Origin of the sequence: Bradyrhizobium sp. CSS354 (assembly GCF_029051725.1) — a bacterium.
In the GTDB taxonomy this organism is placed as follows: domain Bacteria; phylum Pseudomonadota; class Alphaproteobacteria; order Rhizobiales; family Xanthobacteraceae; genus Bradyrhizobium.
Genome location: NZ_JAACFU010000097.1, coordinates 1 through 445, shown reverse-complemented (window position 1 = coordinate 445; position 445 = coordinate 1). Strand labels below are relative to the sequence as shown.

Here is a 445-nt window from a genome sequence, read left to right as displayed (position 1 = left end):
GAGGATGTGGCCGGTGATCTGCGCGTTGCGGCTGTCGATCATCGAGGCCAGCGTGGTGCTCTTGCCCGAGCCCGTGGCCCCGACGACCAGCAGCAGGCCGCGCTTCTCGAGGATCAGCTCGCCGAGGATCGGCGGCAGGTTGAGGCTCGAGAGCTCCGGAATGTGCTGCGCGATGAAGCGCACCACCACCGCGTAGCTGCCGCGCTGGCGCATGGCGCTCACGCGGAAGCGGCCCACGCCGGTGAGCGGCACGCCCATGTTGAGCTCGCCCGTCTCCTCCAGCTCCTCGATGCGCGCCGGCGGCACGATCTCGGCGAGCAGGTTCTTCGGCGCGTCGAACGGCAGCAGCTGGCTGTTGACCGGCAGGCATTCGCCGTTGATCTTGATGAGGACCGGGGCGTTCGCCGAGAGATAGACGTCCGAGGCCCGCTTCTCGGCCATCAAT

General features: G+C 68.3%; 1 protein-coding gene. It reads right to left on the bottom strand.

Annotated features, from left to right (window positions below):
• The coding region (locus GWG67_RS38815; RefSeq protein WP_342761094.1) for an ATPase, T2SS/T4P/T4SS family at positions 1–445 on the bottom strand (445 nt) is incomplete at both ends.